The sequence below is a fragment of the Fulvivirga ulvae genome (genome assembly GCF_021389975.1).
GTDB lineage: Bacteria > Bacteroidota > Bacteroidia > Cytophagales > Cyclobacteriaceae > Fulvivirga > Fulvivirga ulvae.
The window spans coordinates 6,173,866-6,196,497 of record NZ_CP089981.1; the positions used below are offsets into that span (position 1 = coordinate 6,173,866).

General features: G+C 41.0%; 19 protein-coding genes. 12 read left to right on the forward strand and 7 right to left on the reverse strand.

Features of this window, described 5'->3' with window-relative positions:
• Window positions 1-12: 12 nt before the first annotated feature.
• On the reverse strand, window positions 13-384 hold the full coding sequence (locus LVD17_RS25905; RefSeq protein ID WP_233762849.1) for a hypothetical protein: 372 nt from the start codon (window positions 382-384) through the stop codon (window positions 13-15).
• A 287-nt stretch (window positions 385-671) separates the two neighbouring features.
• Between LVD17_RS25905 and LVD17_RS25910 the strand changes: the two genes are divergently transcribed.
• Window positions 672-1,439 (forward strand): transporter, encoded by a 768-nt coding sequence (locus tag LVD17_RS25910; protein WP_233762851.1) that lies wholly within the window; start codon window positions 672-674, stop codon window positions 1,437-1,439.
• Here the strand turns inward: LVD17_RS25910 and LVD17_RS25915 are convergent, their stop codons facing one another.
• Together LVD17_RS25915 and LVD17_RS25920 are read right to left on the reverse strand one after the other, a co-directional pair.
• The gene (locus LVD17_RS25915; protein WP_233762853.1) at window positions 1,440-3,035 is read right to left on the reverse strand and encodes an ArnT family glycosyltransferase; all 1,596 of its coding nucleotides are present in this window, start codon (window positions 3,033-3,035) and stop codon (window positions 1,440-1,442) included.
• A gap of 159 nt (window positions 3,036-3,194) precedes the next feature.
• On the reverse strand, window positions 3,195-4,880 hold the full coding sequence (locus tag LVD17_RS25920; RefSeq protein WP_233762855.1) for an AMP-binding protein: 1,686 nt from the start codon (window positions 4,878-4,880) through the stop codon (window positions 3,195-3,197).
• 463 nt (window positions 4,881-5,343) lie between these two features.
• On the opposite strand from LVD17_RS25920, the gene LVD17_RS25925 reads away from it, so the two are divergent.
• From LVD17_RS25925 to LVD17_RS25960, 8 genes are all read left to right on the forward strand, one after another.
• Window positions 5,344-5,814: an Lrp/AsnC ligand binding domain-containing protein gene (locus LVD17_RS25925; RefSeq protein WP_155174089.1), complete on the forward strand. Its 471-nt coding sequence runs from the start codon at window positions 5,344-5,346 to the stop codon at window positions 5,812-5,814.
• Window positions 5,815-5,934: 120 nt separating this feature from the next.
• A complete protein-coding gene (sufB, locus tag LVD17_RS25930) occupies window positions 5,935-7,380 on the forward strand; it encodes a Fe-S cluster assembly protein SufB (protein ID WP_233762857.1) in 1,446 nt (481 codons plus the stop codon).
• Between the two features lie 279 nt (window positions 7,381-7,659).
• Window positions 7,660-8,418 (forward strand): Fe-S cluster assembly ATPase SufC, encoded by a 759-nt coding sequence (gene sufC / locus LVD17_RS25935; RefSeq protein ID WP_233762859.1) that lies wholly within the window; start codon window positions 7,660-7,662, stop codon window positions 8,416-8,418.
• A 20-nt stretch (window positions 8,419-8,438) separates the two neighbouring features.
• A complete protein-coding gene (sufD, locus tag LVD17_RS25940) occupies window positions 8,439-9,776 on the forward strand; it encodes a Fe-S cluster assembly protein SufD (protein WP_233762861.1) in 1,338 nt (445 codons plus the stop codon).
• 1 nt (window position 9,777) lies between these two features.
• Window positions 9,778-11,025: a cysteine desulfurase gene (locus tag LVD17_RS25945; protein WP_233762863.1), complete on the forward strand. Its 1,248-nt coding sequence runs from the start codon at window positions 9,778-9,780 to the stop codon at window positions 11,023-11,025.
• Between the two features lie 4 nt (window positions 11,026-11,029).
• Window positions 11,030-11,464, forward strand: coding sequence for a SufE family protein (locus LVD17_RS25950; RefSeq protein ID WP_233762865.1), 435 nt, complete (start codon window positions 11,030-11,032; stop codon window positions 11,462-11,464).
• 13 nt (window positions 11,465-11,477) lie between these two features.
• Entirely contained in the window at window positions 11,478-11,813 is a 336-nt protein-coding gene (locus LVD17_RS25955) for an SUF system Fe-S cluster assembly protein (protein ID WP_233762867.1), read from the forward strand.
• 46 nt (window positions 11,814-11,859) lie between these two features.
• Window positions 11,860-12,276, forward strand: coding sequence for a BrxA/BrxB family bacilliredoxin (locus tag LVD17_RS25960; protein WP_233762870.1), 417 nt, complete (start codon window positions 11,860-11,862; stop codon window positions 12,274-12,276).
• Between the two features lie 75 nt (window positions 12,277-12,351).
• On the opposite strand, the gene LVD17_RS25965 is transcribed toward LVD17_RS25960, so the two are convergent.
• The 4 genes from LVD17_RS25965 to LVD17_RS25980 all read right to left on the reverse strand — a co-directional run bounded on the left by LVD17_RS25965 (window position 12,352) and on the right by LVD17_RS25980 (window position 16,453).
• Window positions 12,352-12,534 (reverse strand): hypothetical protein, encoded by a 183-nt coding sequence (locus LVD17_RS25965; RefSeq protein WP_233762872.1) that lies wholly within the window; start codon window positions 12,532-12,534, stop codon window positions 12,352-12,354.
• Window positions 12,535-12,753: 219 nt separating this feature from the next.
• Window positions 12,754-14,733, reverse strand: coding sequence for a monovalent cation:proton antiporter family protein (locus tag LVD17_RS25970; protein WP_233762874.1), 1,980 nt, complete (start codon window positions 14,731-14,733; stop codon window positions 12,754-12,756).
• A gap of 70 nt (window positions 14,734-14,803) precedes the next feature.
• Window positions 14,804-15,724 carry an NAD-dependent epimerase/dehydratase family protein gene (locus LVD17_RS25975; protein ID WP_233762876.1) on the reverse strand — a complete coding sequence of 307 codons (921 nt, stop codon included), beginning with the start codon at window positions 15,722-15,724 and terminating at the stop codon, window positions 14,804-14,806.
• Between the two features lie 75 nt (window positions 15,725-15,799).
• The gene (locus tag LVD17_RS25980) at window positions 15,800-16,453 is read right to left on the reverse strand and encodes a phosphoadenylyl-sulfate reductase (RefSeq protein ID WP_233762878.1); all 654 of its coding nucleotides are present in this window, start codon (window positions 16,451-16,453) and stop codon (window positions 15,800-15,802) included.
• A gap of 111 nt (window positions 16,454-16,564) precedes the next feature.
• On the opposite strand from LVD17_RS25980, the gene LVD17_RS25985 reads away from it, so the two are divergent.
• The 3 genes from LVD17_RS25985 (at window position 16,565) to LVD17_RS25995 (ending at window position 22,632) form a co-directional block, all read left to right on the forward strand.
• On the forward strand, window positions 16,565-19,243 hold the full coding sequence (locus LVD17_RS25985; RefSeq protein ID WP_233762880.1) for a TonB-dependent receptor: 2,679 nt from the start codon (window positions 16,565-16,567) through the stop codon (window positions 19,241-19,243).
• A 1-nt stretch (window position 19,244) separates the two neighbouring features.
• Window positions 19,245-20,327: a DUF4249 domain-containing protein gene (locus LVD17_RS25990; RefSeq protein ID WP_233762882.1), complete on the forward strand. Its 1,083-nt coding sequence runs from the start codon at window positions 19,245-19,247 to the stop codon at window positions 20,325-20,327.
• A 76-nt stretch (window positions 20,328-20,403) separates the two neighbouring features.
• Entirely contained in the window at window positions 20,404-22,632 is a 2,229-nt protein-coding gene (locus tag LVD17_RS25995; RefSeq protein ID WP_233762885.1) for a hypothetical protein, read from the forward strand.

A 22,632-nucleotide genomic window follows, 5' to 3' on the forward strand; every position in this document is an offset into this window, starting at 1 on the left:
TTAAAGATTAAACTAGTTATTTCGGCCCCAAAGCCTTTTTGTCAATGCTATTACTTCATCCAGGTCAGCCTTCTTAAGCTCAAGTCTTTCAGCAATATTCAGGCACAACATATACTCCCTTTCCTCTATAATACCATCAACCATAGACATGAAAACAACATCTGCAAGCTGTTCCTCCCTATCCTCCGGTAATTCCGGAACAACGAATTCAAGCGTTTCAATATTAGCCATTACCGCAGCTATCTGCTCCGGCAACAAACCAAACTCCATTGCCCTTTCCTGTAGAAATTCCCTTTCCGCATCTTCTATAAATCCATCAGCAGAAGCTACTGAAACAAGGTTACTAAAATGTTCCAGCTTGATATTTCTGGTTAATCCACCCATCAATGTAAAGTTTATTCAAAGGCTTTTCACCTTCCAAATTTAATAACACAATAATAATCAATTGAATATAATAATTAATGCTTGTACAGCCTGAACAATACATTAACTTTTATATGATAACCTTAATGAAAAATACGATTTTTTTCCCATCAAATGAAACCTCAACAAAAATATATTGATCAATAAATAATTCGATTATTGACCTGTAATCTGCATATTTAGGTGTTTTTAGACTTCAATGCGCTGGAGTCGGACCTAAACCTATACTCATTAAAATAATTTACCCCATGAAACACTTTCTAAAGATTTTACTGCTATTAACCCCTTATTTCGCATTTTCTCAGGAAACCATCTTCACTGACCGCCCTACCACTACTGATGCCGTTAAGCTGATATCTCCCGGTACCTTTCAAATTGAAATGGGCTATATGAACACCAGGTATGAGGACGAAGGAATTGAATTTAAAAGCATTACCGCTCCTAACCTCAGCGTTAAATACGGCTTGGCCGAATGGCTTGAGCTTAGAGTTCTGGCTAACTATTTAACATTAAAAGTCGATGCATATGACATCGAGAATAGCTTGTCAGGAGTAACTCCGCTAATACTAAGCCCAAAACTGAAACTAATTGATCAGAACTTCTGGATACCGCGGATAAGTCTGGCTACAGCTATATCCTTTCCTGAACCTGCCAAGGAAGAGTTTCAAAGCGAGAAAATAAATTATGGAGGACGATTACTGTTTGAGCATGTATTCAATGACCGCTATTCATGGTCACACGGGTTCGGAGCTGACTGGGATGACTCAAGAGAAACCACGTGGGCTTATTCTTCAGCCTTCAGCGTCTCTCTTTCTGGCAAGGTAGGGGCTTTTGCTGAAATATTCGGGTATTTTGCTACTGACATACCCTCTACGCACAGTATAGATGCCGGTGTTACTTATCTGGCAAGCGATAATATTCAACTGGATACATCCATTGGACTACCTCTTAACGAAAACGCACCAGATTTTTTCTACAGCGTAGGATTAGCATGGAAAACTAATTTTAAAAAATAACTACTCTACCCGGTAGATCCGTGCCATAGTGTTTCGGTGTACTCTCGGATTTAAAACATGAAGCAACAGGTCAAAGGTCGAAGGGTTTATCTCCTTTACCAATACCAGTTGCTTGCACGGGAAGAACTCCTGTATCCGCTTCATTCTGGCTTCAAAATCCTGATCTCCCTTGAAAATGATATAATTCGGTTCTTTTCCGGTGCTTGCTATTTCATCAGATAGCTCCTGTATGGTTTTGTCTTTGCCCAGGTTAAAGGTTACTATGAATTCGGGATCAGCATATTTTTGCCTTGCCTCAAACTGATCAAAACCAAGCTCGCCGTTTTCCACTTCATCAAAATCTGCGCAATTGTTCCCCAGGTAGTACACTGGCGGTTGCTTCACTTTTCCACGTTCACTTTCAATGATCACTGCCTTCACATCGGTTTGCCTGGACAAGTAGTACAACGGAGCAACTCTGTCTTTCTTGGTAAAGGTAAGAGCCAGTGCTACAGCTGCAATAATGTTAATAGTCCAGAAAAACTTCCAAAGACCTCTGTATAAAGACTGATGCCCCTGCCAGAATCGCGAGTGGTCCTTAAAGTTATTCCAACCTATCACCCCGAGAATAATAAGAAGAGGATACATAGGAAGCAGAAAACGCTCCTGTTTATTGGGAAAAAAGGAATGTACTAAAAAGAAAATCAGGACTGCCAGAAACATTTTAGGCTCGATTTTCCAGGTTTTTATATAGCCCCACATTAAAAAGACACTTACTGGTGGCACCAGAAAACCAAAAGTTGTAAGTAGAAATTTAAAAGGTGAGCCCGTAATGTAATTGTATGCATTTTCGCTATTGTAAATGAAGTAGTCTACCACATACTGGTACGGATAATCAAAGAACAATATGTCAGGAATACCTATTAATACAAATGTCAACAACAGGAATCCGATGGTAAACAATATACTCTCAAGCCATTGTTTTCTAAATAGGAGAACAAGCCCCAAACCACCGGCAAACAATATAATATGAAGCCGTATGGTAAAAGACAGGCCAAATAATGCTCCTGCAAGAATCCATGGAGCCCATTTCCTGACCCGAGCTCTTTCGGCTTTTAAAATAATATAAAAACCGGCAAGAACAGGGGGCGCACACACCAGTTCTGCCAGGTATTTAACACTTAGATAAGGCATGAACCAGAGCACAGCCAAAATCCATCCGGCAAGTATGGCATTTCTTTTATTGGATATAAGTGCTGTTATTTTAAACCCGAAATAAACCGTGAACATAGAGTATAATGCATGAACCAGTCTAAGTACAGTTGCTTTTACCTCAGGATCAGTAATGCCGAGTGTACTCATTAACCACATGAGTATGGCGTTGGCTCCGGCATAGACCATACTGTGCTTGGGAGGATGCTCACCCTGGAGCCATTGAGGAATACCTTCCGCCCAGCTATTGGCCACCCTGATCACACAGAAATGGTCATCGTGAAAAGCGTAACCTTTTGAAAAGAAGGCCGCTAAAAGCCTGAGCACCAGAGCCGCTAAAAGTATAGCTTTTAAAGGGTTTTCTTCTATAAAAACGCTAATTCGGGATTTGTTTATCGAGGTCAAAATATGCAGATTAAAGGACGCGCAAAACTAAATCTAATAAAGCATGATGTCAAGAAGGTCACTACAATAGAAAATATTTTAATTGGCTTATAAAATAAAAATGCTGTTCCCCGGTATTCAAACACGGGAAACAGCATTCCGCCTTTTTACTCACATCTCTTATTTAGAAGTTATCACCTCCTGCTCCCGCAGCTCCCTTCTCAATATTTTTCCAACATTGGATTTAGGGAGCTCGTTAGTAAACTCTATGTGCTTTGGTCTTTTATAACCAGTTAAGTTTTCATCACAAAAGGCGTCAAGTTCTTCCGCAGTCAGTGACTGGTCTTTTTTCACCACGAAAATTTTAACAGCTTCATTTGATTTCGGATCGGGCACACCAATGGCCGCTACTTCAAGTACCTTCGGATGGTCCGCCACTACATTTTCTACTTCATTAGGATAGACATTAAAACCAGAGACATTGATCATATCCTTTTTTCTGTCCACTATTTTGAAAAAGCCTTCGTCATCCATTTGTCCCATGTCGCCAGTTCTGAACCAATCACCTTCAAAGAAAACTTTACTACTTTCTTCCTCCCTTTTCCAGTAACCACGCATTACCTGAGGTCCGCGGGCACATATCTCTCCTACTTCACCTTTCCCAAGCTTATTCCCGTTTTCATCGAATAAAGCCATCTCGGTACTGGAAACAGGAAGACCTATTGTTCCCATTTTATGAGTACCGTCCAGCGGGTTGACAGATAGTACCGGAGATGTTTCACTTAAACCATATCCCTCGACCAAAGGCCCGCCGGTAACTTGTTCCCACTTTTTCGCAACGGCATCCTGAACGGCCATACCGCCACCAATAGCACCTTTTACTGAAGAGAAATCAACTTCGCCGAATTCTGGCTGATTGAGCAGACCGTTAAACAGCGTATTAACTCCGGTAAATAAAGTAAACTTATGCTTCTTCAATTCCTTCACAAATCCTTTCATATCTCGCGGATTAGTGATAAGTACATTCTTTGCTCCGATCCTGAGCATAAATATGCCATTGACTGACAGGGCAAAAATGTGATACAAAGGAATAGCAGTTATCATCAATTCGGTTTTTCCTTCTTCCAAAAGTGGGGCAAACCAGTGTTTGATCTGCTGGGTATGCGCTACTATATTCCTGTGAGAGAGCTGAGCTCCTTTGGAAACTCCTGTGGTTCCTCCTGTATATTGTAAAAATGCCAGATCTTCCTGATCCATTTCAGGTCTCTTGTATTCAAGGTCACCTCCTTCTTTCAATAGCCGCTTAAAGCTAATGGCCTTTGGCAGGTTAAAAGAAGGTACCATTTTTTTGATATGCCTGACTACAAAATTTACGATACTTCCTTTTAGTCCTCCGAGCATATCACCCAGCTCTGTTACAATAACATGCTGAATAGAAGTATTCTTTATTATTTTTTCAAGGTTTGATGCAAAATTGGCCACAATCACCACCGCCTTGACCTGAGCATCCCTGAACTGGTGCTCCATTTCACGTGGTGTATACAAAGGATTTGTGTTTACAACTATCAGGCCCGCCCTCAGGGCTCCTACCAATGCCACCGGGTATTGGAGCAGGTTTGGCATCTGAAGTGCTATGGTATCTCCTTTTCTCAGGTTAAGTTTATTTTGAAGATAGGCTGCAAAATTTCGTGATAAAACGTCGAGTTCGTTGAATGTTATGGACTTTCCCATATTCTCAAAAGCCTCCTTACCCGAATTTTTAGCAAATGAATCTTCAAACATCTCAACAAGAGACTTATACTCTATCTCACCGATCTCTGCAGGAATATTTTTTGGGTATCTCTTCACCCAGGGAAACTCGCTCATTTATAAAAAATTATTGGTTTGCACGACCAATATTGCAAAAAAATAGCGAATATCAGAACAGAACAGGCAAAAAGTTATGCATGACTAACACTTTAATGGCTTAGCTATGCTTAGAGGAGAATTTTGTTTGGTTAAAGAAAAAAGATGGCCCTTACTCGAAACCATCTTTTTCCAATAAACCTAAACTTAAAGAAACTTGCTGTAGGGGAAGGATTCGAACCTCCACGAAGCGGTTAGTTCCTATTGCTATTGGATGCTTAAAGGAATTTATCCCGAACTCTCCACCCTCGAGACCGGAGGGCTTGTCTGCCAGTTTCAACACCCTACATTGTGTTTGTTGACATTTCAAAGGTAGCAAAAGGATTCATTTATTAAAAAAATATCAAACTTACGGTTAATTATTTGTGATATTTTTAATATTATTGTTTTCAAATTAATAAATACAAAATTAACCCTTTAATTCATGCCCGCTAATTATGAAATTGACAATATAGATCTCAAAATATTGGAGATCTTGTTAAAAAATGCAAAAAAACCCTATACCGAAGTAGCAAAACAGGTCTTTGTTTCAGGAGGCACAGTGCATGTACGGATGAAAAAGCTTGAAGACATGGGTATTGTCGAAGGCACTACTCTAAAGCTGGACTACACCAAGCTTGGCTATGATATCACTGCTTTTATTGGCATCTTCCTTTCCAAAAGTGCACTTTACGATGAGGTGATAGCCGAGCTAAAGCAAATACAGGAGGTGGTGAATGTGCATTATACTACAGGTAATTACAGTATGTTTGCGAAAATACACTGTAAGGACACACAGCACTTAAAAGATGTGCTCCATGATAAAATCCAGCGTGTGGAAGGGATTGTCAGAACAGACACCATGATATCGCTTGAAGAGAGCATTAACCGTAGCATTCAACTTGATATGAAGTAATTGATTTACACTATCATTTGATAGGCTTTTTCAATGCCAAAATTTCTCTATCTGGAACCTTAAAGTACAAATTTTGTTGTACATTTGCATAGTAATTTGAAATTAGTCTAAATAACCGGAATGAGTAAAGACAACCAGATTTTAGAAGAATTTACCTCGAAAGAATACGAGCACGGCTGGAATATAGATATAGAAGCTGATCAGGCTCCCAAAGGCCTGAATGAAGACATTGTACGCTTCATTTCCGCAAAAAAAGAAGAGCCGGAATGGCTTCTCGAATGGAGGCTAAAGGCCTACCGGGCATGGACTAAAATGAAAGAACCTAAGTGGGCCAACGTTAAATTTCCTGACATCAACTATCAGGATATAATATACTATTCTGCACCTAAGCAGAAAGTTAAGCCAAAAAGCCTTAACGAAGTAGACCCTGAGCTTCTTGAAACCTTTAAAAAGCTTGGTATATCACTGGAAGAACAAAAAAGATTAACCGGTGTTGCCGTGGATGCCGTGCTGGACAGCGTATCAGTTGCTACCACCTTTAAGGATAAACTTGCTGAAATGGGCATCATTTTCTGCTCTTTCAGCGAAGCAGTAAGGGAACACCCCGAGCTGGTAAAAAAATACATCGGCTCGGTAGTACCTACAAGTGACAACTATTTTGCGGCACTAAACTCTGCCGTATTTTCTGACGGGTCGTTCTGCTACATTCCTAAAGGTGTACGTTGCCCTATGGAGCTTTCCACCTATTTCAGGATTAACGCTGCAAATACAGGACAGTTTGAAAGAACGTTGATTGTTGCAGAAGAGGGTTCATATGTAAGTTACCTTGAAGGTTGTACAGCCCCTCAAAGAGATGAGAACCAGTTACATGCAGCGGTTGTTGAGATCTATGCCAAAAAGGATGCTGAGGTGAAGTACTCTACCGTGCAAAACTGGTACCCAGGTGACAAAGAAGGAAAAGGTGGTATTTATAACTTTGTAACCAAACGTGGCATTTGTGCCGGGGATAATTCAAAGATCTCATGGACACAGGTGGAGACCGGATCTTCTATAACCTGGAAATACCCTTCTTGTATTTTAAAAGGGGACAATTCCATAGGTGAGTTTTATTCAGTGGCTGTAACCAATAACCGCCAGCAAGCTGACACAGGAACTAAAATGATCCACATTGGTAAGAACACCAAATCCAGAATAGTTTCCAAAGGTGTATCGGCAGGATACTCCCAAAACAGCTACCGCGGACAAGTGAAAGTAATGAAAAGAGCTGAAGGAGCCCGAAACTTCTCCCAGTGTGATTCATTACTAATGGGTGATAAATGCGGTGCGCATACATTCCCTTATATCGATATCGAAAACAAATCGGCACAGATAGAGCATGAGGCTACTACATCAAAAATAGGTGAAGACCAGATTTTTTACTGTACCCAAAGAGGAATTGATGAGGAGAAAGCCGTTGCGCTTATCGTAAACGGTTACTGTAAGGAGGTACTGAATCAGTTACCTATGGAGTTTGCTGTGGAAGCCCAAAAATTACTTGCACTGACCCTGGAAGGTAGTGTAGGATAGTTCATGGTTCCTGTTCAGGCTCGGTACTATGGCAAGTATTCATAGGTTTGAAGATTTCATTAACAGGAACAGTTCGATTATCTGATATGACTTCAAAAATGATTCATAGATTTATTAAATAATTAAATACCTCTGATCTCAAAGCCATCAAATATGCCAAATGATCAGAGGTTGAATATTTTACAAAAAACAATACGGAATAATTAATAACTGTAAACAATTGACTGTAAACGATAATATTAGGCCGTAAACGGACAATTGTAAACTGAAAAACTGAATATGTTAAGCATTAAGAACTTACACGCATCAATTGAGGGAAAAGAGATACTTAAAGGTATAAACCTGGAAGTAAAGCCCGGAGAAGTACATGCCATCATGGGACCTAACGGCTCAGGTAAAAGTACTTTGGCTTCTGTACTTGCCGGTCGTGAAGAATACGAGGTAACTGCCGGTGAAGTAGATTATCTGGGTCAGGATCTTTTAGACCTTGCTCCGGAGGAAAGAGCCCGTGAAGGTGTATTTCTGGCATTCCAATACCCGGTTGAAATCCCTGGTGTTAGTACAACCAACTTTTTGAAAACAGCCCTTAATCAGGTTCGTGAGCACAAAGGCCTGGAGCCTCTCGATGCGGTATCTTTCCTTACCATGATGAAGGAAAAAATGAAACTGGTTGAGATCGATCAGGCGCTCCTCAGCCGGTCGTTAAACGAAGGTTTTTCTGGTGGTGAAAAGAAACGTAATGAGATCTTTCAAATGGCTATGCTGGAGCCAAAGCTTTCCATACTTGATGAAACAGATTCCGGACTGGATATTGATGCCCTTCGCATTGTTGCCAATGGAGTTAATAAGTTAAAAACAAAAGACAATGCTACGATTGTAGTAACACACTACCAGAGGCTTCTGGACTATATCGTTCCTGACTATGTACACGTGTTATACAAAGGAAAAATAGTAAAATCCGGCAGCAAAGAGCTGGCATTAGAGCTGGAAGAAAAAGGCTATGACTGGATCAAAGAAGAAGCAGATACTACAGCGTAAAAGAAAATACTGGCAACAATATGAGCGAATCGACTAAAGATATAAGTTTAGAAAAAGAGTTTATTGATAATTTCGAAGCACTGGAGGCAAGGATCAACGGAGCTGGGGCTTTGCCTGTACATCAGATAAGGAAAGAAGCTATCAGTGCCTTTCAAAAATTAGGGTTACCAACCTCAAAAAATGAGGAGTATAAGTTTACAGACCTTAACAAAACATTAAGGAAGAATTTTGACTTCGCTTCACCTTCTCATCCCGGAAGTATTAGCTCAGAGCTAATTAACAAGTGCTTCCTTCCTGAAATGGACACCAACAGGCTGGTATTCATCAATGGAGTTTACTCTTCGGAGCATTCATCAATAACCAGTGCCGAAGACCAGCTTGTGGTAAAGGATTTTAGCACTGCTTCAAAAGAAAACAAAGAAGAGCTACAGTCATATTTCGCAAAATATGCCGATTATCAAACTGATGCCTTCATCGCTTTAAATACAGCCTTTGCCGAGCATGGCTCCTTTATCCATATACCCGATAACAAGGTTGTCGATAAACCTATAGCACTCTACTTTTTCAGTGATGCAAAGGAAGAAAAGTCATACAATCAGCCAAGAAACCTTTTCGTTGCAGGTAAAAACAGCCAGGCGACATTCATTGAAGTGTTCAATACCATCGGTGATTTTGCAAGCTTCACAAACATTGTTTCTGAAATTGTAGTGAACGAAAATGCTCATATTGATTACTACAAAATTCAAAACAACAAAGATACCGCCTTTCATGTAGGTACTACTCAGGTATGGCAGGCACGTTCAAGTCATTTTTCTGCGTATACTTTCACTCTTAACGGGGCTATGATCAGAAATAACCTGAACATAGCATCAGATGGCGAAGGGTGTGAAACACATATGTACGGTCTATACCTGCTGCATGGTAAAACTCATGTAGACAACCATACATCAGTAGACCATATAAAACCTAATTCTTTCAGCAATGAACTGTATAAAGGCATTATGGAAGATCAGTCTCATGGTGTGTTTAATGGTAAGGTATATGTAAGGCAGGCAGCTCAAAAAACGAATGCATTCCAGTCTAACAAGAACATTCTGCTAAGTGATGAAGCCACGATAAACTCAAAACCCCAGTTGGAAATATGGGCAGATGACGTAAAATGTTCGCACGGTTGTACTACCGGCCAGTTGGATGAAGAAGCCATGTTTTATCTGCAATCTCGCGGAATAAGCAAGGAAAGAGCCCGTGTGCTGCTGTTGTATGCTTTTGCCACTGATGTACTTGAGAATGTCAGGCTTGAACCTTTGAAAAATTATCTCGAAAATTTAATTTCCGAACGATTACATAAAGACTTCTGATATGTCTGCAATAAGTCAGGAAACGTTGAAAAAACTGGATATAGAAGCCATTCGAAATGAATTTCCGGTATTGCATCAGGAAATCAACGGAAAGCCTCTGGCCTATTTTGACAATGCCGCAACTACGCAAAAGCCTAATGCGGTAATACAGGCACTATCCGGTTATTATGAAGGGTATAATGCCAACATACACCGGGGAATACATACGCTGGCTGAGAAAGCCACCAAAGCGTATGAAGCTACACGTGTTGCGCTAAGGGGTTTTCTGAACGCAAAAGAAAGTGAAGAGATCATTTTCACTAAAGGTACGACCGAATCCATTAACCTTGTAGCGGCAACTTTCGGACGTCAGCAAGTGAAGCAAGGCGATGAAATCATTGTTTCAGGCCTGGAACATCACTCGAACATTGTTCCCTGGCAAATACTGGCTCAGGAAAAGGGTGCTACTATCAAGGTAATCTCCGTAAAGGAAAACGGGGAGCTCGATTATGATCAGTACCTGGGCCTGCTCAGCGGTAAAACAAAAATTGTGGCAGTTAACCATGCATCCAACAGTCTGGGTACCATAAATCCAATTAAAGACATTATAAAGGCCGCTCATGAAGTTGGTGCCAAAGTATTGATTGACGGAGCACAGGCATCTGCACACCTGGAAATAGATGTGCAAGATCTTGATTGCGACTTCTATGCCATCTCTGCGCATAAATTTTACGGACCAACCGGTACAGGAGCACTTTATGGTAAGCGAGAGCTTCTTGAAGCCATGCCCCCTTATCAGGGTGGTGGGGAAATGATCAAAGATGTAAGCTTTGAGGGTACTACTTACAACGATATTCCTTATAAGTTCGAAGCAGGAACACCTAACATTGCGGATGTGGTAGCTTTTAAGGCCGCCGTTGAGTTTGTAAGTAACACTGGTAAACCTGCTATGGCCAAATATGAAGCCGAACTACTGCAATATGCCACTGAAGCTGTTGCATCCATAAAACATATTCGCCTGATCGGTACCTCTCCAAACAAAGTAAGTGTACTGTCGTTTGTAGCAGAGGGCATTCACCATTTCGATATAGGACAAATGCTGGATGCCCGGGGAGTAGCAGTAAGAACAGGGCACCACTGTACCCAACCTTTGATGGACACCTTCGGAATTGAAGGAACTGTCCGGGCATCATTTGCCGTTTACAATACAAAAGAAGAAATCGACCGAATGGTTGAGGGGCTCGAAAGAATTGTAAAATTCATGAAGTAAACTAATGACCGAATCAATAGAAGAAGTTCAAAATAAAATTATCGAGGAGTTTTCCATTCTGGATGGAGACCAGGAAATGACCAACTTCTACATTATGGAACTTGGACAAAAGTTACCCGAAATGGATGAAGCGGATAAAACAGATGATAATATTGTAAAGGGCTGCCAGTCTAAAGTATGGCTTACTGCATTACTACACGATGGCAGGGTCAGCTTCCTGGCAGATAGCAATACTGCCATTACTAAAGGTCTGGTTAGTCTTTTAGTACGTGTTTTATCCGGACAGACTCCCGATGACATTATTAATACAGAACTTTACTTCCCTCAAAAAATTGGGATGGATCGCTTTATAGGTACTCAGCGGTCTAACGGCTTTGCAGCTATGGTAAAACAGATGAAGCTGTACGCCCTTGCCTTGAAAAGTAAAGCAGAAGCCTAAACAGAAAAATTTTATGAGCCAACAAACGGAAAATAAAGAAGCTGAAGTAACGCTCAGGGATAAGGTGCTTGAAGCTCTTAAAACTGTATATGACCCGGAGATACCCGTTGATATCTATGAGCTGGGCCTGATCTATGAAATAAGCGTTCACCCTATTAACAATGTATACATACTCATGACTTTGACTTCTCCTAATTGCCCTGCAGCGGAATCAATCCCCACGGAAGTGGAGCAGAGCATCAAGAAAATCGAAGGAGTCAATGATGTGAATGTGGAAATTACTTTTGACCCACCTTACTCTCAGGAAATGATGTCTGAGGCTGCCAAACTTGAGTTGGGATTCTTATAATAGAAATAGCAAATAAAATACTACACTAATACTAAATACTTATACTATGTATCCAGAAGAATTAGTAGCACCCATGAGAACAGATTTGACTTCAGTGGGATTTACTGAGCTCAAAACTGCCGAGGATGTCGACAACCATTTGAAAGACCTTAAAGGTACTTCGCTACTGGTAATAAACTCAGTATGCGGATGCGCTGCAGGCGCTGCAAGGCCCGGTGTAAAGTGGGCCGTTCAGCAAAGCCAAAAGAGGCCTGACCACCTTACTACTGTATTTGCCGGTGTTGACCAGAGTGCTGTAGCCAAGGCCAGAGAGTATACACTTCCGTATCCTCCTTCATCGCCATCTATAGCTTTATTTAAGGATGGTGAGTTGGTTCACTTCATTGAGAGACACCATATAGAAGGACGTACCGCTGAAATGATCGGAAACCACCTGATAGAGGTATTTGACGAATACTGCTAAATCAATCCGGTTAAACATAACAAAAACAAAAGCTGCCTGAGGTTATAAACTTTAAGCAGCTTTTTTGTTGTAATATCATACCTTTGGTATTACCCTGTAGCAGGATAAATTACCTACCGCCAGGAAAAAACTGCTTTTAGCCAGCAGCTCGGTTAATTTACTGTCTTTCTTTTGCTGCCCCTGAAAAATTTGAGTTTCATAAATCAGCTCAAGACGTTCACCATAGAACCTGTAGCTCATGTTTGTTTTTTTCATCATCTATTGCTTTTGACCTAGTTGTTATTCTTTGATATCTTTCTACCCAATTCAAAATCAGTACCAGACTTCTTTCCCTTTATAATTAGAAAAACTAGCCGGTTCCGGCTGAGAAACTGTACAATATCGAAACAAGTAATGACCGAAAAGGACCATTAGATTTGCATGATCAGGTTATTAGTATATACCTGATATTTGAGAATTGGTTACGACAGGTCCGGACTAAAGTCTGACTTGTTTATTAAATTCAGATATGGCTTGCGGGGTTCCCATGATAAAAATGATATCTTCCTTAAGCACCCGGGTTTCTTTGGTTATATTGATGAGGAAGTCCCCATCACGCTGTATTGCTATTACCGTGATCCCATAAGTGTGTCGTATGGCAGACTCCTCGAGGGTCTTTCCTACTACATCGTTATCAGATTGTTGCACGGACAGTGAGCTTATTCTGAGGTTAGGAATATGCAAACTTGCCGCAGAAGTACCCTTCGGTCTAAGCATCTGATAATTATCACTTCGAATCTCACCCACAAAATTTTCGATTTCTTCTTCGGGAACCAGGTATTTATTTAGTACCCTTGTAAAAATCTCAATGGAGGTTTCAAATTCTTCAGATATTACCTCATCGGCACCTAGCCGGAGTATGCCTTCCACTTCTATTTCGTACCGGGTCCGCAGGATAATGTAGACTGTTTTACAAATATCCCGTATGGCAGTAACGATCTTCTTGCTGGCAGCCGGATCAGAAATAGCTATTACTGCTACCCTGGCGCTCCATATATCAACATGCTCAAGAATAAAAGGGCTGATAGCATCACCGAATAAGATAGGTTCTCCCTTGGCTTTTTCGATTTTAACTGTTTCTGCATTCATTTCAATGATTACATACGGTATATTTGCCCTTTTGGCCACAGCAGCTACATTTCTGCCATTTATCCCGAACCCTATGATGACAATATGGTCCTTCATAGCGGTCTCAATATCAGGATTACCCTCGACATCATTCCAGTAATTGAACTTGGCCAGGCCACGGGACAACTGGGTGCTGGCAAACAAGTTAGTGATACTCCCGGATGCCATAAAGACCAGAGGTGTAATACCCATTGATAATATGGAGATTGACAAAAAGTATTGATTGGTACCCGGATCGATCAGGCCGTTTTCAATTCCTACCTTAGACAGAATGAAGGCAAACTCCCCTACCTGGAAAAGAGCCAGCCCTGTTAGAATCGAAACACGGGGCGGGTATTTTAAAACCGCACCCGCCAGTGTAGCAATTAGGCCTTTTACAAGAAACACCACCACTGTGAACCCAAGAATAGGTAGTAAATGCTGAAAAAAGAATGCAACATCCAGCAGCATACCTATAGATACAAAGAAAAAGCTCGTAAATATCTCTCGAAATGGAAGTACCTGGCTGGTAGCCTGATGACTGTATTCTGATTCAGAGATGATCAGTCCTGCAATAAAAGCACCGAGAGCAAGCGACAACCCTATGCTGGACGTTAACCATGCTACAGCAAAGCAGGACACCACAATAGTAAGTATAAACAGCTCCCGGCTTCTTGTTTTTGCTACTTCGTATAAAAGCCTTGGAAATATATAGCGTGCCGCCAATATTACCAGTCCAATGACCAAAAGTGTTTTTAATGCCAGAGAGAACAAAGTAAAAGCCACATCATCAGTCTTCCCTGAAAGAATAGGGGCAAGCAACATCATAGGGACCACTATGATATCCTGAAAGATAAGGATGGCCAGTGATATTTTACCATGCGGGCTGTTGATCTCACTTCGGCTTTGCAACAGATTCAAAACGATGGCGGTACTACTTAGAGAAAAAAGAAACCCTATAAAGACCGCCTTTGTCAGTGAGTAGTTCATCAGGTAAGCAATTAAGGACGCTACCGCTATGGTTACAAAAACCTGAAAGCTACCTCCCAGAAAAACAGCCTTCTTTATAGCTGCAAGACTCTTTAGTGAAAATTCCAGCCCGATAATAAACAACAAAAGGATAACACCTATCTCCGAAAGTATCTCTACCTCATGAGAAGCCTCTACAAGGCTCAGGCCGTGTGGTCCGGCAACTACGCCTGTAATTAAGAAGCCAAGTATTGTCGGTAGCTTTAACCTTTGGAATATCAGGATAACAACCACTGAAAGGCCCAGAATAACTATAATGTCCTGAAGCAAAGGTATTTCCATGTACTATTGTTTATCTGTTAGCTGGTTTCGAACTTAACACTAGATTGTTTTTATGTTTTATTGTTATCAATTAAAATGAGAATCTATTTTGAAAATGCCTGAGTTCTTCCATCAGGCTCAATGGCTCAGGCATAGACAATGCCTTATTTAAAACCGGATTGGGCTGTACCCTGAGTTCCCTTAGTTTCAAATGTTGGTTCACAAAAATAAATTCGAGCTCCGGGATCATCTGTTTCAGGGTATCCACTATATCAAGAACCTGTAAATCCCTGTTTACCAGGTTATAAACGCCTGTTTGAAGCGAACCATCCAGTACATGAGACAAGGCCTGGGCAACATGCTCGATATGAATAAACGATCTGTGTTGTCTTCCATCTCCATGGATTGTAATTCGTTTATAAAAATTAGCTTCAAACACAAACTTGTTGATCACCGCATCAAACCTCATGCTCCTGTTATAGCCGTAGACATTCCCGCATCTGAAAATATAGGTATCAATCTTATCACTTAGCCTGCCTGCATGCTCCTCCCCTCTCATTTTAGATATCCCGTAAAAGGTTTTTGGGTTTGGAACTGTCTCTTCCTCCAATGACGATTTGGAGGAACCATAAACACCGGTGCTGCTGGTAAAGATAAATTTTTTCACATCACTTTCTTCTACCGCATATACCAGCTCAGCCGTACCCCAATGGTTTACCTGCTCATAAAAGTGAGGATCGGTGTTTGCAAATGGCGTAGTCACTTTGGCAGCAAGATGATAGACTACATCCACATCCTTCAAAACTTTTTTAAGATGCCTGGAATCCAGCAGCTCGCCTTTTACAAAAGTAACCCGTTCAGGGTTATTGAAGGTATGCCCCAAAAACAAATTGTAATTCGCCCGGCTGAGGTTGTCGTAAATTATTATTTCTTCTACATCCTCTCTCTGTGTAAGCACGCTTACCAGCTCAGTGCCTATATACCCGGCACCTCCAGTGATCAAAATTTTCATCTAAGTAAGTATTTTAAGTCCTCAGATAAGCATGGGGACCAAATAATCATAACCCCATTTTATCATAAGCTTTGTTTATTTAACCAAATCAGTATGCAGCCCACACTCCGTCTTATTCATTCCGTACCAACGGGCCTCCCTCTCCATCATTTCAGGATCTACCTTACGGGTACATGGCTCACAGCCTATGCTCAGGTAGCCTGAATTTTCAAGCGGGTGTTTCGGTAAGTTATATTCTTTCTGGTATTGGTAGATCATTTTAGCATTCCAGTCGAGCATAGGGTGGAAACGAACCGTGCCATGTGGGGCAGGCTGCTCAATTTTCATAGCTTTACGCACCGCACTCTGGTCTGCTCTCACCCCATTGATCCAAATGTCATTTTGCATCAGCAAAGCATCCACGGGCTGGGTTTTATTGAGATAACAGCAATGGTCAGGATCTGAGGTAAAAAGAAGTCTGCCGTCAGGTCCTCTCTGCATAAATTTCGGGGTGTTCGACCTGAGGTCAATAACATTGAGGCCAAACTCCTTTGCCACCTTATCCTTAAATTCTACAGTCTCCGGAAAATGATATCCCGTGTTGATAAATACTACCTGGATATCTTTATTAATCCTGCTGATGATATGCAACAGCACAATACTATGAGACTGAAACGAAGATGTGGTAAACATCTTCTTGCCTTCGGATGAATATTTTTCAAGCTGATCTTTTATACCTTCGAATGTCACCGTTTATAGCAATTAGTGTTCAACCAAAGTTATCCAAATGCTTCTCAAAAGAAATGAAATTGGGTAACTTATTGGCTAAATCAAGCAAAATTTTTATTTTTCTTAAAAAAAGTGCGGTACGGCTACATTCTTCTTACTTTACTTCTGATTACAGGTACAAATATTAGTGCTCAGGATAAGCCCATCCCTCAGCATGACACCGGTATCAGTTTTGATGAGTTTGCCAGAAAGTTGGAAGCTGAATATCCTTACAAATTCTACTACCTGAACGAATGGACAAAAGGGATCAGGATCACCCGGGACTATTCAGGAAAAAGTATTCAGGAGGGACTCTCCTCAATCCTGGAAGGTTCTAATATTGACTTCTATTTCATGTATGATTATGCCATAGTACTTGCCAAGGATCCTACCAATGATATTCTCAGAAACAATCTTTTACAACAAATAGATACCATCGAAACCATAGTGATAGGTAGCCCGGGAGATGACAGTAATGGGAATGCACACCTTGCCGGTAAAATAACTGAAGAAAAAACAGGAGACCCGGTGGCAGGAGCATCCATTCTCATTGTAGACCTCAACAAGGGCACCACCTCAGGCACTTCGGGCATGTATGAACTAAGTCTTCCAGTTGGAGATTATATAATTTCATACAGTGCAATAAATCAGGAAACAGCGTATCGACTCATCAAAATATTTAATGACGGCAAGCTCGACATGGAGCTGCATGAAAAACCTCTGGTAATGGATGAGATCACTGTCAGGGATGACGCCATTGCAGAGAATTTTGAGAGTAATATTTCAGGAAAAACCAGAATAGGATATCAGGAACTACAAAAAAGTCCCACGCTGATGGGTGAAATTGATGTGATTAAAACTATCCAGAAACTACCCGGGGTAAGCAATGTGGGAGATATTGGTGGTGGCTTTAACGTACGAGGTGGTAGCGCCGGTGAAAACCTCATCCTTCTGGATAAGATGATGGTATTTAACCCTACCCATCTGTTTGGTTTCTTTTCAGCTTTCCATCCCGACGCCTTACGTGATGTAACCTTGTACAGAGGAACCATACCAGCCGAAATGGGTGGCAGACTTTCGTCAGTGCTGGATGTACGACAAAAAGATGGAAACTATGAAAAAATATCAGGATCCGGCGGAATAGGCCTTGCAACCAGCCGCCTTTTACTCGAAGGGCCCATTATGAAGGATAAACTGAGTTTCATGATAGGAACAAGAGCATCATACTCGGACTGGCTGCTCGGTCAGGTCAAAAATGATGATATAAAAAACAGCTCCGCGGTTTTTGCAGACTTTACCGGTAAGGTTGCTTATAAAATAGATGAGAACAACAAGCTTTCGATATCTTCATACTTTAGTAATGACAAGTTTAACTTTTTTAACGATACCACATATCAATGGAGCAATAAGAGTATAGGCTTGTCCTTTGATCATATCTTTAATGAAAACTTCTTCTCAGAAACATTTGCAGGGTATGGAAAATACGAATTCAATGTAGAAGAGGACAATACTACAAGTTCTTTTAATTATAACTATAATATCAGGTTTGCCCGGTTTGGTCAGAAATTTATCTTACAAAAAAATCAGCACACATTCTCAGCCGGCGCTGACATTACCGGCTATAAGCTAAGTAATGGTGAAATCAGACCATTGACAAACGAATCAAATGTTGACCATTATGAGTTATCTGCATCACGCTCCCTGGAGTCCGGTCTTTTTATAAGTGATGAATACAAAATAAGCTCAAAACTTACTATAATTCCTGGCTTAAGGTGGTCTTATTACCTTTTGCTTGGCCCTGAGGACACTTACATTTACGAAGCTGACGTACCCAAAACGGACCTGACAATAACGGATACGGTACAAGTTGGCAGGAATAAAAAGGCCGCCTCTTTTAATGGTCTGGAGCCACGGTTATCAGTGAAATATAATATTGGAAAAGAAGCATACCTTAAATTCGGATATTCGAGATCATGGCAATATTTACACCTGATCTCAAATACCACGGCTATCACTCCAACTGATATTTGGGTAACAAGCAGTAAAAATATCGCCCCTGAATATGGAGACCAGTACTCTCTTGGGTATTTTAAACGCATTGCTATAAAAAACCTTAACTTATCCATTGAAGGGTTTTATAAGAACATTAATGACATACCGGAGTATAAAGATGGAGCTGAGCTTCTCCTGAACGAACACCTGGAAACAGAATTGGTCAACAGTAAGGGGAGAGTTTATGGTTTTGAAATTCTGGCTGTTAAAACCTCCGGAAGGTTAACCGGCCAGTTGGGGTATACCTTCACGAGGACACAGAGAAAAACTTTGAGCCCGTATAAAGAGTTACAGATTAATGACGGAGAGTTTTTTCCTGCCAACTATGATCGGCCACACAATTTAAATATAAGTGCCAGTTACGATGTATCCAAACGCCATGTACTGTCGTTTAACTTCACATATACTGATGGCATACCCCTCACGGTGCCACAAACGGCATTCTCTGTGGATGGCATTAATGTCATTAATTACTCAGACCGGAATAAGGAACGAATTTCACCCTATCACCGGTTAGATGTTTCGTTTTTAGTCAGAACTAGTCATAAGAAAAACAAGAAGTGGGAAGGTAGCTGGGTCTTTGGTATTTTCAACGTATACGGCAGGAAAAATGCCTACTCGGTATTTTTCGAACCGCAGGGCAATGGAGAAATAAATGCTAAAAGGCTGGCAATACTCGGGACCATGTTCCCTTCTATAACCTACAATTTTAAGTTCTGATATGAGAATAGTTTTATATTTCCTTATTCTTTTATGCTGTATATCCTGTATTGACAAGATAGACCTTGATACTTCGACAGAAAGGCTGCTGGTGGTTGATGGTATGATCACGGATCAAAATGGCCCTTACCTGGTCAGAATATACTATTCTGCTTCTGACTCAACCCTTGCACAGGGTGTGGACAATGCCACGGTTACTATCTCCGATGATCAGGGCAACAGTGAAAAGCTGATCTACTCAGGAAATGGCTATTACAGGACTGCAAACAATGGCATACAAGGTGTGATCGGAAGGAGTTATCAGCTTAGCTTCAGCCTGGAAGACGGCCAAAAATATGAGTCTGATTTTGAGAGAATAGAACCTAACGTAGGCATTGATACAATAACGTTTGACTATTTGGTAAAACAGGTGACCAACAACAATAATGTGGAACTTGACGAGCAGGGCTTTGATGTAAATATTACCTCTAATAAGCTGGAAGAAAACAAACAATACAGATGGCGCTGGACAGGAACGTACTATGTAAAGACAAACCCTGAACTACGTACGGAAAAGACTCCAGACGGAAGCCTGGTACCGGCACCTTTACCATGCAGTGGTTATGTTAACGACGGTGGTTTTTTAGTACAGGTTGCTCCTTGCGAATGTTGCGAATGCTGGCTTACGGAGTACTCGCAAAAATCGCTTGTGTCGGAAGGCAGATTTATATCCGGTAGCTTTCAGGATGTTTTTATTACCCATATTAAAATAGATAAACTGCGATTCATCGAAAAATATCATATTGAGATAGAGCAGCTTTCGTTAACCCGCGATGCTTATAGCTTTTGGAAACTAATAGCTACACAGCAACAGGGAACCGGTAGTATTTTCGCACCGCCTCCGGCAACTATCAGGGGCAATATCCATGCTTTGGGTCGGGAGGACGAACTTATTCTTGGATACTTTGGGGCATCTTCGATCAAAAAGAAATCCATATTTATTTACCGAACTGATATTGAAGGTTTTCCTCCTATACCGGAAGTGATTATCAAAGATTGCCGTACTTTCCCAAATGCAACAAATGTTAGACCTGATTTTTGGTAAAATGAGAGCTGCAATTACAATCATCCTGTTCCTTTTCATCCGGCCGTGTTATAGCCAGGGCACAGCACAACAAAAAATGATAGTATCATTGGACAGACCCTATTACATCGCTGGTCAAACCATCAACTGTTCAGCATACCTTATTGACCCGTTTACCAAAGCAAGGATAAGAAACGCCGAAGACCTGGTATACTTTCAGCTTTTTAATAGCAGCGGAAGGGAAATAGCGACTAACAAAATTATAGCCAATGAGGGTATAGCTGTATCCAGTATCGGTCTGCCGGAAGATTTGAGCCTGGGAAACTACGAATTGGTGGTATATACCAACCACTTAAGAAACATGGCACCTGATGCTATATTCAGACAGCCCGTCAGGATTTTTAATGTAACAGCGTCTTCGGAAAAAACTATTAATACGAAGCCCTGTTCCCTCAGCCTTTATCCTGAGGGAGGTAATCTCACTAACGGCCTTACAACCCGAGTAGCCGTGCTAGTGACCGGACCTAAGCATAAAACCGGAGGCCTTAAAGGAACGGTTATCGACAATACCGGAAAAGAGATATCATCATTTAAAACAGATCCTTATGGTTTTGCCAACTTTTATTTCAAGCCTGAAAGTGGATACGAATATACAGCCAGAATAATTGAGGATAGTATAAACGCAGATGCCATATTACCATACGTTCAAAAGAATGGACTATCCGTTTCTATCAGGCAATCAAACGCTTTCATACAGATCATCTTAGAATGCACCAAAGATTATGCTTATAAAAAAGGGCTCGAAATCAAGCTCCTGAGCAACGGTGCAACCTTGTATGCCACAACTGAGAGTATTTCTAAGAACGGATTGATATTAAAAATCCCAACGGAAGAGCTCACAACAGGCCTATATGACCTGGAAGTCAGAAACCCTAACGGCAAACTGGAAAGCCATAGAGGGCTCTTCGTAAATTCTGCAAATTCAAATCATTCTGCTCCTGTTCGGGTATCTCCGCCTGACAGTTTATTTGAAATCGGTACCAGCACAGATCTTAATATAGCCTTATATAATTTTGATCCACAGCGCGACATTGTGATCACAAGCATAACAGACAAAACCTATAGCAACGCTATGCTTCATAACCTCGGCAATCAGGTCTATCTTGATCGAAACCTGTCAAGCATTTGTACTGAGCTGAACCTGGATTTTTCCAACCTGGTTTCTTCAAAAAATAATGCACTGATTAATCAGTTAATGCTTTTAAGAATGCCGGAAAACGCTATCACATCCAGCTCTTTTGAATTTAAGTATGAGCGTGAAACGGGCTATTACTTTCTAAAGGGCACCCTTACCGATAGTAAGCCGCTTCCTGATTCAAGTGAGATTTTCTTCTTTATACCTGAAATCAATATGATTTATCAGATCACGACAGACCGGTCCGGCAAGTTCAGTTTCCCTTTGCTCGTGCCTTTTTATGGTAAGAAAAGTATTATGTTCCTACCTCACCATGAAAATCACAGGTATAATGAACCTAAAATAGTGCAACACGACCAAATGCAGAGTACTCTGAGTTTAGATGAACCGTTGGCTGTAACGGAGCAGATAAAGAAGGAGTTGGATGAGTTTAAAAAGGTAAAGGAAATTCGAAATTCATACGGCTATTACAAACCTTCTCCACCACCGGAGTCCCCCCCCACTTTTAACATAGATCAGGTTCTTAATTATGATTATGATTTTGAAATCAAAATATCGGAATATGTACTTTTCGGGACCATGCAGGAGGTGATCAAAGAACTTCTTCCGGGAGTAATGCTCCGCACCCGGAAACACAAACCCTATTTACGAATTTACGCGAAGGACCTTGAGCACACCTTCGAGCATAGTCCCATGATATTTATTGGTGGCTACCCCACCACCGATGTGGAGGACTTGCTTAAACTAAGACCGGTAGACATTAAGTATATCAGGACTGTAGAAAATTATAACAAAGCTATTCGCCTCGGTCCTTTTGGTACCAGTGGCATTATGGTTATAGAATTGAATGCAGGAGTTCAAAACCCAGCGAGAGAAAATAGTCAGACTTTTGAGGCAAAGGGGTTAACTTACCACTCTGGCACAGAGGCAACACTGCCGGAAAAGATGCCTCTATTTGATCCGCTCTTACTTTGGTATCCATACCAGCCTAAAAGTAATTTAATGAGAATTAATGTTAACTGCTCGGAAAGACCTTCGGATTATCAATTAAAAATTGAAGCGGTAATTAACGGTTCCTTATTTCAGTATATATCTCCCTTTAATGTCAGGTTTACAGGAAACAACCCATAA

Excerpts from the sequence above, each read along its gene's own strand:
- LVD17_RS25905 (WP_233762849.1), bottom strand. The coding sequence starts at position 384 with ATGGGTGGATTAACCAGAAATATCAAGCTGGAACATTTTAGTAACCTT.
- LVD17_RS25910 (WP_233762851.1), top strand. The coding sequence starts at position 672 with ATGAAACACTTTCTAAAGATTTTACTGCTATTAACCCCTTATTTCGCA.
- LVD17_RS25920 (WP_233762855.1), bottom strand. The coding sequence starts at position 4,880 with ATGAGCGAGTTTCCCTGGGTGAAGAGATACCCAAAAAATATTCCTGCA.
- LVD17_RS25925 (WP_155174089.1), top strand. The coding sequence starts at position 5,344 with ATGCCCGCTAATTATGAAATTGACAATATAGATCTCAAAATATTGGAG.
- sufB (WP_233762857.1), top strand. The coding sequence starts at position 5,935 with ATGAGTAAAGACAACCAGATTTTAGAAGAATTTACCTCGAAAGAATAC.
- sufC (WP_233762859.1), top strand. The coding sequence starts at position 7,660 with ATGTTAAGCATTAAGAACTTACACGCATCAATTGAGGGAAAAGAGATA.
- sufD (WP_233762861.1), top strand. The coding sequence starts at position 8,439 with ATGAGCGAATCGACTAAAGATATAAGTTTAGAAAAAGAGTTTATTGAT.
- LVD17_RS25945 (WP_233762863.1), top strand. The coding sequence starts at position 9,778 with ATGTCTGCAATAAGTCAGGAAACGTTGAAAAAACTGGATATAGAAGCC.
- LVD17_RS25950 (WP_233762865.1), top strand. The coding sequence starts at position 11,030 with ATGACCGAATCAATAGAAGAAGTTCAAAATAAAATTATCGAGGAGTTT.
- LVD17_RS25955 (WP_233762867.1), top strand. The coding sequence starts at position 11,478 with ATGAGCCAACAAACGGAAAATAAAGAAGCTGAAGTAACGCTCAGGGAT.
- LVD17_RS25960 (WP_233762870.1), top strand. The coding sequence starts at position 11,860 with ATGTATCCAGAAGAATTAGTAGCACCCATGAGAACAGATTTGACTTCA.
- LVD17_RS25965 (WP_233762872.1), bottom strand. The coding sequence starts at position 12,534 with ATGATGAAAAAAACAAACATGAGCTACAGGTTCTATGGTGAACGTCTT.
- LVD17_RS25970 (WP_233762874.1), bottom strand. The coding sequence starts at position 14,733 with ATGGAAATACCTTTGCTTCAGGACATTATAGTTATTCTGGGCCTTTCA.
- LVD17_RS25975 (WP_233762876.1), bottom strand. The coding sequence starts at position 15,724 with ATGAAAATTTTGATCACTGGAGGTGCCGGGTATATAGGCACTGAGCTG.
- LVD17_RS25990 (WP_233762882.1), top strand. The coding sequence starts at position 19,245 with ATGAGAATAGTTTTATATTTCCTTATTCTTTTATGCTGTATATCCTGT.
- LVD17_RS25995 (WP_233762885.1), top strand. The coding sequence starts at position 20,404 with ATGATAGTATCATTGGACAGACCCTATTACATCGCTGGTCAAACCATC.